11 protein-coding genes are annotated in these 12,945 nt (G+C 38.8%); 9 read left to right on the forward strand and 2 right to left on the reverse strand.

The features are described 5' to 3' along the window. Positions 1-91: 91 nt before the first annotated feature. From ABC357_RS08815 to ABC357_RS08850, 8 genes are all read left to right on the forward strand, one after another. A complete protein-coding gene (locus ABC357_RS08815) occupies positions 92-1,129 on the forward strand; it encodes an AI-2E family transporter (RefSeq protein WP_412887141.1) in 1,038 nt (345 codons plus the stop codon). Between the two features lie 108 nt (positions 1,130-1,237). After that, positions 1,238-4,261: a hybrid sensor histidine kinase/response regulator gene (locus tag ABC357_RS08820; protein ID WP_412887142.1), complete on the forward strand. Its 3,024-nt coding sequence runs from the start codon at positions 1,238-1,240 to the stop codon at positions 4,259-4,261. Continuing rightward, positions 4,233-5,117, forward strand: a complete 885-nt coding sequence (locus ABC357_RS08825) for a response regulator (protein WP_412887143.1) — start codon at positions 4,233-4,235, stop codon at positions 5,115-5,117. Before ABC357_RS08820 ends, ABC357_RS08825 begins: the two co-directional genes overlap by 29 nt. Positions 5,118-5,245: 128 nt before the next feature. Next, positions 5,246-5,380, forward strand: a complete 135-nt coding sequence (locus tag ABC357_RS08830; RefSeq protein ID WP_412887144.1) for an anti-repressor SinI family protein — start codon at positions 5,246-5,248, stop codon at positions 5,378-5,380. Between the two features lie 132 nt (positions 5,381-5,512). After that, positions 5,513-5,827, forward strand: coding sequence for a thioredoxin family protein (locus ABC357_RS08835; RefSeq protein WP_412887145.1), 315 nt, complete (start codon positions 5,513-5,515; stop codon positions 5,825-5,827). A 686-nt stretch (positions 5,828-6,513) separates the two neighbouring features. Then, positions 6,514-7,089, forward strand: a complete 576-nt coding sequence (locus ABC357_RS08840) for a glycerol-3-phosphate acyltransferase (protein WP_412887146.1) — start codon at positions 6,514-6,516, stop codon at positions 7,087-7,089. Further along, positions 7,073-8,680, forward strand: a complete 1,608-nt coding sequence (locus tag ABC357_RS08845; RefSeq protein WP_412887147.1) for an aminotransferase class V-fold PLP-dependent enzyme — start codon at positions 7,073-7,075, stop codon at positions 8,678-8,680. The genes ABC357_RS08840 and ABC357_RS08845 overlap by 17 nt, the downstream gene beginning before the upstream one ends. 323 nt (positions 8,681-9,003) lie before the next feature. Beyond that, the gene (locus tag ABC357_RS08850) at positions 9,004-9,207 is read left to right on the forward strand and encodes a hypothetical protein (protein WP_412887148.1); all 204 of its coding nucleotides are present in this window, start codon (positions 9,004-9,006) and stop codon (positions 9,205-9,207) included. Positions 9,208-9,538: 331 nt separating this feature from the next. Here the strand turns inward: ABC357_RS08850 and hutG are convergent, their stop codons facing one another. After that, positions 9,539-10,546, reverse strand: a complete 1,008-nt coding sequence (hutG, locus tag ABC357_RS08855) for a formimidoylglutamase (RefSeq protein ID WP_412887149.1) — start codon at positions 10,544-10,546, stop codon at positions 9,539-9,541. Between the two features lie 326 nt (positions 10,547-10,872). Here hutG and ABC357_RS08860 point away from each other — a divergent pair, with 326 nt between their 5' ends. Next, positions 10,873-11,448 carry a dihydrofolate reductase family protein gene (locus tag ABC357_RS08860; protein ID WP_412887150.1) on the forward strand — a complete coding sequence of 192 codons (576 nt, stop codon included), beginning with the start codon at positions 10,873-10,875 and terminating at the stop codon, positions 11,446-11,448. A gap of 175 nt (positions 11,449-11,623) precedes the next feature. Here ABC357_RS08860 and ABC357_RS08865 read toward each other — a convergent pair whose 3' ends face one another. After that, positions 11,624-12,940, reverse strand: coding sequence for a (Fe-S)-binding protein (locus tag ABC357_RS08865; RefSeq protein ID WP_412888620.1), 1,317 nt, complete (start codon positions 12,938-12,940; stop codon positions 11,624-11,626). Positions 12,941-12,945: the final 5 nt, after the last annotated feature.

The following is a 12,945-nucleotide window of genomic DNA, read 5'->3' on the forward strand; positions in this document are numbered from 1 at the left end:
AAAAGGGATATCCATTCGTTTGTGCAACGATTTCATCAAGAATATTCAGCCGTATGGCTCAATACATTTAGAGAGGAGAACGATAGTTTACATGTCGGAGCTTATTGCTTTCTTCCGTACAAAGACTTTTTCCAGAATTATTACGTTGATTGTATTAATTCTATTTCTTTACAGTATCGGAAATTTAATTAACTTAGTGTTATTCACCTTTATTTTTGCTTTTCTTATGGGGAGATTGCAGACTATTATTTCTACCTATACGGACCGCTTTGTGAGAATCAATCCAAAGCTGATTCTTTCGGTCATATATTTAGCTTTTGTGGCAGCTTTAGTTTATGTCCTTTATAAGTATTTGCCGGTTATTACTTTTCAAATAACAGAATTAGTAAAGCAAATCATTCACTTTTATCAGCATCCCCCAGATAGTGAAGTCATTCATTTTATCATTAATTCAATCAATAGTCTTCCAATCAATGTTCAACGGAATCTATTGAACCTTCAAACCAATTTGGGCAAGATTTATGTATACGTTTCAGGTGTTGGGGCTATTACACTGCAAGCCTTCATCGGAATTATTCTAAGCTTGTTTTTATTGTTGGAGAAGAAGAAAATCATCAGCTTCACTTCAAGATTTAAAAGAGGGAATTTTTCTGGATTTTTTATCAATCTGGAGCATTTCGGAAAGAAATTCATCAATTCATTCGGTAAAGTAATTGAAGTGCAATTCCTGATTGCCACTACAAATGCTGTAATCTCAACAATTGTTCTCTGGATGCTCGGTTTTCCGCAATTGATTGGCCTGGGGATTATGATTTTTTTCCTTGGATTGATTCCTGTAGCAGGGGTGATCGTTTCGCTGATCCCGCTAAGCATGATTGCTTATAATGTGAATGGCATTACCACTGTAATCGCTGTTGTCGTCATGGTTCTTTTAATACATGGGTTGGAAGCCTATATTTTAAACCCTAAATTTATGAGTGTAAAAACAAATTTACCAACCTTCTTTACATTAGCTATCCTCCTATTTTCTGAACACTTTTTCGGTATATGGGGATTAATTATCGGAATTCCGGTATTTATCTTTATCATAGACATGTTGGAAGTACCTGAAGAAGAACACGATAAATAGACAAAAAACCGCCTAACAAAAATAGGCGGTTTTTCTATGTACATTTTATCACTTGCTATATAATACAATTATCCTATAAAAAGGAAGTTTTTTAGGGTGAGGGATTATATGGCCAAAAAGTCGTTTGCATTAGGTTGTTCTGTTTTTATTTTCTTTATTGTGTTAATTATGATTGCCTATCATTCGTCAGATCAAAAAATCAGTGTGGCTGTGGTTAATGGGCAAATAGATTTAAGAAATGTGGATTTGGATGATAAAACGATTGTTTCGCTGGATGGAAAATGGGATTTTATTCCGGGTCCTCTTTTCCCTATGGGTAAAAGTACACCGTTCCCGAAATCCGGCCAATATCAAAAAGTCCCAGGTCCTTGGAACCAGCATTCGGCAACCGGAACCTATCATCTTCGAATCCTTCTTCCGGAAAAGCTAAAGGATTACGGGTTCAGAATACGGAATATTTGGTCTTCCCACACTTTATATATTAATGGAGAAAAAGCTGGAGAAATGGGTTCTCCCATAACCCATGAGCAAAAAAACATTCCATACGAAGTATTTGGGGAGTCTCAGCAAAAGGTATTGGATTTAGTTATTATTGTCGGAAATTATTCCAATGTTGACGGTGGCATCATTCGCTCCATTGATTTTGGCAGTGAGAGGGCGATCAGCCAATCGTCAAGCCATTCTTACATGCTTGAATGGTCATCAATCATTATATTGCTTATTTTTTCCCTTTATCATTTTTCTCTGTTTATTGTTCAGACACAAGAAAACATGTATCTTTACAGCGCTGTTTACTTTTTCTCACTTGCAATGATGATTTCTACTCGGCTCGAACGAGTCATCACAACCATCGTGCCATCCATAGACTATGAGACATTGTTCAAGTTGCAAGACTTTTTAACTTATAGCAGCGGTATCATTCTTATTTATCTTCTCATGGCGTTTGAACCTAAACTATTGAGCAAAAAAAAGGCTCTGGTGCTTGTTTCCCCAATCCTTCAGTATGTGCTCTCTATATTGGCAATGCCCGCTAGGATGACATCGGTCCTTCAAGAGGAAGTAATGGTGTATACATATATTATTTGTTTAATTTTAATTGGCCGATTGCTCTGGATGGCAAAACATCAACAATCATCCATGATGAAAAATGAAGCATGGATTTTTGTAACAGTCTTTATTTGTTTGCTTCTTTTTGCTCTTGGAGGCGTTCTGGACGCTATCCGTATTCCCGGCATAATCATCATCAGCCATGTTGGATTAGTAGGCTTTGCTATTATGATGAATGTATTCATGGCAATCAGGCTACGTAACAGAAGCGAGGAATCAATAAGGCTCGAAAAACAATTGGAAGCATCAACTGAGGTGAAGGATGAATTTTTGGCAGTGGCTTCACATGAATTACAATCCCCGCTTCATGGGATATCTAATCTTTTGGAGACATTTATTCATCAAAATAAGCGGAATTTGTCCTCTCAGCAACTTGAAAAACTATCCTTTTTGGAAAAGATGACAGAGCGTTTGATGTATCATATCAATGATTTGCAGGATTTCACTAAACTAAAATTTAATGATCTCGAAATTACACAATCAAGTGTAGATCTTCGTGTAGCGGTAAGTATTGTTTCTGAATTATTGAAAGATGATTTTGAATATAAAAATATTTCTTTCCGAAACTTGATTGTCGACGGTTTTTTTGTCTGGGCAGATGAAGAAAAGCTAAGGCAAGTATTGTTTAATGTACTAATGAATGCCATTCAATATACAGTAGAAGGAACAATAACCATTGCTGCTGAGGAAAAAGATGGCCGGATTTATATGTATATTTCCGATAGCGGGGTCGGTATTACCTCAGAAGATCAACAATCCATTTTCCAATACTTATTTACTTCGGGATCCGGTGGAGGTATAGGATTAGGCCTATACCTCAGTAAAAAGTTCATGAACCATATGGATGGCCAAATATGGCTGCATGAGTCACAAATAGGGAAAGGCACAACTATAGGGATGTATTTGCCTATCGCAGAAAGAATAGACGGCGACACAGAAAGTACGAAGGCAAAAGAATGGAAAAGGGAGCGGAAAACCAATAATTCTACTGATGCCGTGAAGGGGAAAATGATCATTGTAAATGACCAGTTGCCAGACGGAAGTCTTTTGCAGACTCTAGTGGAAGAAGAATTTGACACCATTCATCTTTTTTCCGGCTTGCAGGCAATGCAATATCTAGAGGAACACCATGTGGATTATATGGTAATAGATGTATTTATGCCCGGCATGTCGGGTTTCGATCTGACAAGGGAAATAAGGAAGAATTATTCCATGCTCGAGCTTCCCATTATCCTTACAACAGTTGTAGATTCCCCTCGCTATATTAAAATGGCTTATCAAGCGGGCGCTAACGATTACTTATCAAAACCGTACACAAAAGAAACAATTAATAATCGCCTTCAGGCGATCCGTCAAATAAAAGAAACAATCCAAACATCAGTGGAACATGAAATGGCTTTCCTGCAAGCTCAGATCAATCCCCATTTTTTGTATAATGCCATTAGCAGCATCATTTCGTTTTGCTATAGTGATGGAGAAAGGGCAGCATATCTCCTTTCAGAATTAAGCTTTTATTTACGGTATGTTCTACAAGCTGAGAAAGACCGGGCATCACTTACTCTATTACAGGAAATTGAAGTCATTAAGGCCTATGTATCTATTGAAAAAGCGAGATATGGAGATCGATTTTCTTTTTCAGTCAACATATCTCCAACCATTAATCCCGGTAAAATCCATATACCAAGTTTATTGATTCAGCCGCTTGTTGAGAATGCCATTAGACATGGTATTTCCAATAAAGAGGAGGAGCTGAATGTCGTTTTATCTGTTCAAGAACATGCTGGAGAAACGATGGTCATCGTTAAGGATAACGGAATCGGCATGTCAAAAGTACAAATTAATCATTTGCTTTCCGAAGAGGCAGTCCGGGAGGGGATAGGATTGACGAATGTGAACAGGCGAGTAAGGCAATTAGAAAACGTACAGATGCATATTCATTCAGAAGAAGGAATTGGAACGGAAGTAGCTATCGAAATAAAGAAAAGGAGAGATCATCATGTGGAAGATTATCATTGTAGAGGATGAAATTCCTACTCTTAATCTGATGAAACACTTATTCGAGATACATGGGCAATTCCAAGTGATAGCTGCCTATCCGTCACCTAAAGCTGCCTTGAAAGAGTTGCCAGGTAAGGATTGCGACGCCATTATTTGTGATATTGAACTTCCTGGGATGAATGGCATTGAATTCATGAAATCATTGAACCGTGAAGGAAATACTGTACCGGTCATTTTTTCTACAGCTTTTTCCCAATATGCATTAGATGCATTTTCAGTCTATGCCATTGATTATTTATTGAAGCCGCTTACCCCGAGAGCCGTCCAACAAGTGAACGAGCGCCTGGAAAAATACTATAGGCATAATCAGCGAACGATAGAAGGAAAACAAGTACACATTCAGATATTCGGAAATCCAAGTGTATTATTACGCAATAAGCATATGGTTAAGTGGCCAACCAAAGTGACAGAAGAATTATTTTATTATTTTGTTTTACATAACGGTTTCTATTGCTCTAAATGGTCAATCATCGATAGTATTTGGCCTGAAATGGATGAAAAACGGGCTCTAGCTAATCTATATAATACAATTTATCGACTTCGGAATCTTTTCCAGAATGAAGGCGATTCATTGATTCTTGAAAGCGGAAATGAAGGCTATCGTCTTATTCTTTCCAAACAGGTATACATTGACTATTTCCATTGGAAAACGTTAATGAAAGCATTTGGAGAGAAAAAGGATGCACAAATAGGGAAAGAGCTACATTCTATATATAAGGGACCTTTATTGGATTTAAAAGGCTATTTATGGGCTATTCCCTTTCAATTAGAAACCGAAAAAGAAATAGAATTGAATAGTTGTTACATGGAGTCTTCTTTTTAAGAAGGCTTTTTTTGAGAGTTATTTGAGAGAACGAATTGGTATAGTAGTTATGGAAGGTTATTACTACTATAAGGCTGTTATTAATGCTTTTAACATATGTACCAGAACATGAAGAAGGGGGTATCCGTATGAAAGACAAGCCTATACCATTATTGGACCCGGATTGGTACGCACTTATTGTATTGGCCAAGAAAACGGGTTTAACTAAAGAACAAGTTTTGCGCTTTTTGAGTGTGCAGCAAGCAGAACCAATTGATGAGTAAAACATTTGGAAATCTTTAACAAGACTAAATGCATGATTGATTTTCTGTAGCGTTGTATAATAAGAAATAGAAATACATACTACTCTTGGGAATATATAAATATTCTTACAAAAAAGAAAATGAGGAACGATTATGGAAAAAATTCAATCAAAAGAAGCATATTATGAACAAATTAAAAGTGACCAATTAACAGTCGGCATCTTTACGACAACCTGGTGCCCTGATTGCAAACGACTTGATATGTGGATCGATGAAATCGTATCTGAAAATGCGGATAAGCATTGGTTTAAAATTGACCACGATGAGTTTCCGGAGATTTCCGAAGAACAAAATGTAATGGGTATTCCTTCATTGCTTGTATTCAAGAATGGCGATAAATTGGCCCACCTGCACAGTGCAAATGCTAAAACGCCTGAAGCAGTTAGAGAATTCCTAGCCAATCTCTAATATGAAATGAATAAGAGTCGTGTAAGAAAAGGCATTGGTTTCCAATGTCTTTTTTTGTATTTAGGTAGCGGTGCATGTATCGGCTAATGCAAAGCTTTTGGTTTCATCCAGCTACATGCGCCATCCCCTCGAGGTCTTAAGTCAAACTCTGTTAAAGGCAAAAACCAGCCTTTAAGCAGATCTCGCCTTAAGCTTGTCGGGGATATGCAGGCGCTTTTCGCTTTTGGTTCATCCAGCTACATGCGCCATCCCCTCGAGGTCTTAAGTCAATCTCTGTTAAAGGCAAAACCAGCCTTTAAGCAGACCTCGCCTTAAGCTTGTCGGGGATATGCAGGCGCTTTTCGCTTTTGGTTCATCCAGCTACATGCGCCATCCCCTCGAGGTCTTAAGTCAATCTCTGTTAAAGGTAAAAACCAGCCTTTAAGCAGATCTCGCCTTAAGCTTGTCGGGGATATGCAGGCGCTTTTCGCTTTTGGTTTAATTGCTTTGCATGGAACAAACAGGGATAGTGGCAGAGTGTATGTTCAATATATAGGTTACTCATTTTTTATGGTCCAATCATACAAGCCGAGTGCCATTGAAGATATAACTGTTTTACATACAATATATTTTGTAGATTGATAATAACATATAGTAAAATATACTTGTTATGGTAAATTAAGGGTTATGGATGGAGAGGGAACAACTTGGTCTTTTTATATGTTATTGGATCCTATTTAATCGGCAATATAATGACTGCCCATATTTTCATATCCACCATCCGAAAAAGGGATATACGCCAGGAAGGTTCCGGGAATGTGGGAGCGAGAAATGCAGGGAGAGTATTTGGCTGGCCCTTTTTTGTCCTTACTTTTTTAGCGGATGCCAGTAAGGGAGCCGTTATTATCTGGTTGGGCCATTCTTCTCAATTTGATTTGTCCATTCAATTAATTGCACTTGGCATGGGAATAGTAGGGCACATGTATCCTGTAAGCACAGGCTTCAGAGGCGGAAAAGGAGTATCAACCTTTATCGGCGGTATGCTGGCGATTCATTTGCTTTCAGCACTTATCATTATTATCGGATTCACAGTAGTGTATGCTGTTTCTAGACATTTCTCTGCTTCGGGTCTGGCTTCTTTTTTTATGATACCCGTTTACGTGTGGCAAGCCGACAGATCCATTGTAGCTTCAATGATTTGCCTTTGTTTAGTCATCCTGATTATGTATGCCCATTCTCCCATTTTTATAGAGAGGAAACGTATGAATGAAAACAAAACCTAAATATATATTTAAAATTGCGGATCATGAAGAAGAATTCAAACAGATCCATCGATTGAACTATGATACGTTCGTCCATGAAATACCACAGCATTCCCAAAATGATATTGGGCTTTTAATAGATCGGTTCCATTCCGAAAATACATACTTAATCTGTATTCGGGATAAAGAAGTGATTGGAATGATCGCTATTAGGGGCGAACGCCCTTTTTCTTTAGATGGAAAAATAGGTCCTGTTGAAAAGGCATTGCCTGTTAAAGTGAATCGATTATGCGAAATTAGGCTCTTATCTATTCGCAAAGAATATCGAAAAGGCCGTGTGTTTCTTGGATTAATACGCTTATTGGCCCAATATGGCTTAAAAAAAGGATATGATGCAACTGTCATATCTGGAACTACTAGGGAATTAAAGCTATACACCCAGATGGGCTTTCTGCCTTTTGCTGATATAACAGGAAATGAAGATGCATCCTTTCAGCCTATGTATCTTACTAAACAAAGATTTGAGGAAATTATATCCAGGAAATTCACTTCTTCCTTTTGTTCATTCATACCCGGGCCGATGAATGTCTCTGCAGAGGTAAGAAAACAGCTTGCCAGTCAGCCCGTTTCCCATCGATCAGAAGAATGTAGGGTGCTAATGGACGAAGTACGGAATTCACTGTGCGAATTAGCAAATGCCCGCTATGCGCAGGTCTTGCTTGGAAGCGGCACATTGGCAAATGATGCAATTGCGGGGCAATTATCCAAATTGCCAGGTAAAGGGCTGATTTTGGTGAATGGCGAATTTGGCAGCCGGTTAAAGGATCATGCAGCACGGTTTAGCCTTGAGTATTATACATATGAAAAAAAGTGGGGAGAGGCATTTCATATAGAAGAGCTGCAAAAGGTCCTTCAACAGGATATTAGCTGGATTTGGATGGTTCATTGCGAGACATCGACTGGTTTATTGAATCCCTTGGAAGATGTTAAAAAGATCGCACTTGAAAATGGCCTTTTCCTTTGTGCGGATTGTATCAGTTCATTCGGGGCTGTGCCTGTCGACCTGAAAGGAGTCTATCTTGCCTCTGCTGTTAGCGGTAAAGCCTTAAAGGCATATACAGGTTTATCCTTTGTCTTTCATAACCATGAAATCGGCACATCCGCTACTCTTCCAAGATATCTTGATTTAGGTTCCTATTTTTCCAATGGCAGCGTGCCATTTTCCCATTCCTCCAACCTGCTGAAAGCTTTACAAGTGTCATTGCTAGAGAGGAAGAAAGATACCTTTATTCGAATCCAATCGCATTCTGAATATGTCCGTAATCAACTGAAGCATCTGAATATTACATTCATTGGCGATGAAAAACATCTTTCACCCATCATTCTGGCTATTCAAATGCCAAGTAGCGTTCATTCATTCAATTTCGGTCGAACCCTTGAATTTCAGGGCTGTATTATCCACTACGCCAGCTCTTATCTTCAGGAACGGAATTGGCTACAGATCTCATTCATCAATACGGATCAAGAGGAGCATTACAAACAACTGGTGGATCTATTTACAGAAATATTCGAATATGAAACATCGCTCAGAATGCTGGATACAGTCAAATAGCAGAAGGCAAGGACGAAACCTGTACATAAGTTAAGAAATGTTTGTTTGACCCTGCGGCGACTTAAGTTGTTTAAACATGACATTTTGAGTCTTTCGCCATTTGGTTAATACGCCTATTTCAATGTGTTTTTATCATAACATTTTAGTTGGCCTATAAAGACGCATACACACTTTTACCGCTACATTTAGTTTGGCACTGTTAAAGGATTGTGTTCACTTTCTTATTGGATGGACAGTTCAGGATAGATCATTATGAGTTGTTTTTAATTTACAAAATGTTACAATTATAGCAACTTAGCTTTCTTACAGAAAGGAGGCAAACAATGGATGCATTACTATGGGTAACGGCCGGTTTTATCCTGATCGGATCTGTTGTTAACGTTGCAATAAAAAAAAGGATTGAGAGGAAGAATGCTTCTTCTACCAAATTCATCGTTTGGTGGATAGCAGGAATAACCGTTTGGGGGATAACAAGTATTCTCCTTGCTGTGTGGTGCTTTAGTAGACTGAGTGATTGGCTAATCTGACTATTTGGACGTAAATGACGCACAAAATGAGGGGATAAGCTCATATTGATAATAGCATTAGCCAATCTAAGAACACTAAAACGAAATTAACGTTAATAAATATTGGGTGAACGCCCTAAAAACGGAATTAGCAACACGTTGAATAAATGGAACAATATATATCAAGAGTATTTGATATAGTAATCTGAGGTTTATGCAGGATCATATATGTATTCAAAGACATTAGTGGCGTGAGAAAAAGACATAACCATGCCGTGAAAAATAGAGTGGGGAAACCCACTCCTTTATTCACTATTTTGTACACAACGTGATTTAATGCATCTATTAAGCCTTAAAATGCATTTTTATTACCTTTCAGTAAAAAATCGCTATTTCTTGCTTTTTCAATAGAGCAGGCAATATACTCCGCAACATAAAGGGCGGCAAGATGTACAGTGCGGTTATCGCAATCAAGTTTCGGATTGGTCTCACAAATGTCAAAACTGACTACATTCCCTTGCTTCAAAGCTTCTTGTATGAATGAACGGATTATCTTCGCATTCAGACCGAATGGGGAAGGAGCACTTACGCCAGGGGCATCTTTAACATTAATCACATCCATGCAAAGGGTTAACAGAATATGGTCATTAGCTGAACAAAAGCACCTGATTTTTTCAAGGCTTACGCTCAAACTTTGCGAGGTAATCTCTTCTTCTAAGATATACTCGCATTTGTATTGTTCTGCACGTTGGAACAAAGCAATCGTATTTCCGTGTTTTTGTATGCCTACTGGCATATATGCCGTGTGATTGTCTTGATCCAGTATCTGTTTGAACATTGTCCCTGACGAAGTTGTTTCTTTATAGGAACGCATGTCGAAATGAGCATCGAGATTCAAAATGCCAATAGAAGCATTTTCACCATAGGCTTTTCTTACACCCAAATAATGCCCATATACTGTTTCATGCCCTCCGCCAAGAATGATCGGTGTTATGTTATGCAAGCTGAGCGTTTTATAGACATCAGCCAATGCAGATTGCGCCTCTTCCATATGTTGGTTTTCGCATTGGACAGAGCCGGCATCCAATATGTTCACTGAATCGAAAAAGGGAAAAGGCAATTTAGCCAATGCCTGTTTGATGGATGGAGGAGCTTCCGCTGCACCTATCGTTCCTTTATTGCGCCGCACTCCTTCATCACATTCAAAACCAATAATGGCAAAATGCCTTCTTGTATCCTTAGTGTCTATCCGACCGGTAAGATCTAGCATTTGCACCTTCTGATGATAGCGGTCACTTGGCAAGTTCTCTTCCGAATCTATACGCCCCTGCCATAAAGAGGATTCTGGCTGCTTATACATGCACTCACTCCTTTTTACTATTTGTTGTGGTATTTAATTCCATTATATCGCAAGTATAACAAGTTATTGGAAGAAAATTAGCTTCATGCATTATTTTAAGAAAAATTGGGCGATTGTTTGGAAGATTGCTCTTATACAGATGTGCGAGCGTTGTCAATCATTCATGTATTGATAAATATCAAATATATAATAATAAAGCCTAACAATGCTGTATAATGAGGTTTTCGGCCAACAAGAAAGGCAGTTATATATTTTAAACGATTAGTATTGGTACAACCTTCGATTTAACAATCGTTCAAGGTTGAGGAAATTTGAGGAGGGAAAAAATGTCCGACAGTGCAAGTCCAAGAAAAATCATCTTAGATGTAGCGGTTACTTTAGATGGATTGATTGAAGGGAAGAATGGGGAAATTGATTGGTGTATGATGGATTCTGAGATGGAGTTTAACCATTTCTTGAATCATATTGATGCTATTTTCTATGGAAGAAAAAGCTACGATCTTTGGGGGCACTACCATCCAGAAAGGGAAGCTACTGATTCTGAAAAGGAAATGTGGGAATTAGTTCACAGTAAACAGAAATATGTGTTTTCCAGAAAGCAAAAAGGGATCGGCAAAGCCATATATATAAACGAACATATCTTTGAAGAAGTAAATAAAATTAAGAATAAACCCGGCAAGGATATTTGGTTATACGGTGGATCAGGTCTTATTACCTCTTTTATCGATTTAGGGTTGATCGATGAATTTAGATTATCTGTTCATCCTGTTATTTTGGGAGAAGGAATACCATTATTCTCTGATATTAACCAGAGGATGAATTTAAAATTGGTTCATACAAAAAGCTTCTCCTCTGGAGTTGTTCAACTCATATACCATGTAAATCGAGATGAATCAGATTGACTCTTCAATAACGGAGGCGATGATTTAGCAATAAAGGTAGAAAGGGGTCACCCTAAAAACAGTGAAAAGGCATATATTAAGAGACTGTTTTGAAGATTTTTTCAAAACAGTCTCTTCACTATATACCATATTGAGTTCTAAACCGCCATTCTATGGGTTCATTGTCTGCCTTTGTTTAAGGGCATGCTTCCAAAAGAAGGTCGACAATGTGGACAGCCCGAACGGTCTCGGTCAATCCTTCACGTTCAATGCCCAATTTCATTTGCAATAGGCAGCCTGGATTGGCAGTCACTATTGTTTGTGCCTCGGTCGCTCTGGCTTTCTCCATTTTATGGTCGAGGATTTGCATCGACATATCAGATTCAACAATGTTGTATATCCCTGCAGACCCGCAGCAGCTATCCGCCTTTTCCATTTCTTTATATTCGGCACCTTTAATGGCTTTTAATAAAGCACGGGGAGCAGCAGAAGTATTCATTACATTGCGAAGATGGCAAGAGTCCTGGTACGTGATCGTCTGAGGCTTGACATTTAAAGCTATTTTACGTTGAAAATCCAATTCAAATAAGATCTGTGTGATATCCTTTATTTTAGACACAAATGCTTCGGCTCTTTCGGCATATTCGGGGTCATTCTTCAATAGATGCCCATAACCTAAAAGAAAAGCCCCGCAACCTCCCGCATTTGTAATAATATAATCAGCATTGCATCGTTCAAATGCATCAATATTTTGCTTAGCCAATTCAACAGAACCGAGTTTTTCTCCACTATGGCCATGTAAAGCTCCACAGCAGGCCTGGCCGTCAGGAATGACGATGTCGCAACCGGCCTTTTGCAGGAGGGCAATTGTGGCATTATTTGTTTCCATGAACATGGTATCCATTAGACAGCCTGAAAAGAAAGCGACTGTCGCCTTTTTTTCACCAATCGCTGACTGAGGCCCGCGTTTCTTTTTCATTTCACTTTTCTTCGGCACCTGTGGAAGTGCGCGTTCCATCGCTTGGAGGCTTTCCGGAAAAAGCTTCATAAACCCGACTTTGCGAACTGCTTTTTGCATGCCGCTTCTTTGATAGACACCCAGGAGGCCCATTGCATTTTCCATCCTGTTCTGATGGGGAAATAACCCTTTGAAAACTGTACTGCGGACAGCTTTAACAGGGAGGGAATGTTTGCTGTAATCATTGAATATCGCTCTTGCATCCTCAAGCAAGTAACCGTAATTAACACCAGCCGGGCAAACAGGTTCACATGCCCTGCATCCTAGGCAAAGATTAAGAGATTTTTCTACCTCCGCATCCGGTGCAATTAAACCGTCATGAACGGCCTTCATGAGGGCAATCCGTCCACGGGGTGATTGCGATTCATCGAAACCCGTTTCAATATAAGTAGGGCAGGAAGGCAGGCAGAAACCGCATTGCATGCAATTGAGCAGCTCTGCCTCATTCATTCTTTCCTTAAAGGCGCCCTGTATCGCTATTTCTCTTTCTGTCATGTTCA

Source organism: Bacillus kalamii (genome assembly GCF_047238185.1).
GTDB lineage: Bacteria > Bacillota > Bacilli > Bacillales > DSM-1321 > Bacillus_AD.

Coding starts and splice junctions, on each gene's coding strand:
- ABC357_RS08815 (WP_412887141.1), top strand. CDS start 92: ATGTCGGAGCTTATTGCTTTCTTCCGTACAAAGACTTTTTCCAGAATT.
- ABC357_RS08820 (WP_412887142.1), top strand. CDS start 1,238: ATGGCCAAAAAGTCGTTTGCATTAGGTTGTTCTGTTTTTATTTTCTTT.
- ABC357_RS08825 (WP_412887143.1), top strand. CDS start 4,233: ATGTGGAAGATTATCATTGTAGAGGATGAAATTCCTACTCTTAATCTG.
- ABC357_RS08830 (WP_412887144.1), top strand. CDS start 5,246: ATGAAAGACAAGCCTATACCATTATTGGACCCGGATTGGTACGCACTT.
- ABC357_RS08835 (WP_412887145.1), top strand. CDS start 5,513: ATGGAAAAAATTCAATCAAAAGAAGCATATTATGAACAAATTAAAAGT.
- ABC357_RS08845 (WP_412887147.1), top strand. CDS start 7,073: ATGAAAACAAAACCTAAATATATATTTAAAATTGCGGATCATGAAGAA.
- ABC357_RS08850 (WP_412887148.1), top strand. CDS start 9,004: ATGGATGCATTACTATGGGTAACGGCCGGTTTTATCCTGATCGGATCT.
- hutG (WP_412887149.1), bottom strand. CDS start 10,546: ATGTATAAGCAGCCAGAATCCTCTTTATGGCAGGGGCGTATAGATTCG.
- ABC357_RS08860 (WP_412887150.1), top strand. CDS start 10,873: ATGTCCGACAGTGCAAGTCCAAGAAAAATCATCTTAGATGTAGCGGTT.
- ABC357_RS08865 (WP_412888620.1), bottom strand. CDS start 12,940: ATGACAGAAAGAGAAATAGCGATACAGGGCGCCTTTAAGGAAAGAATG.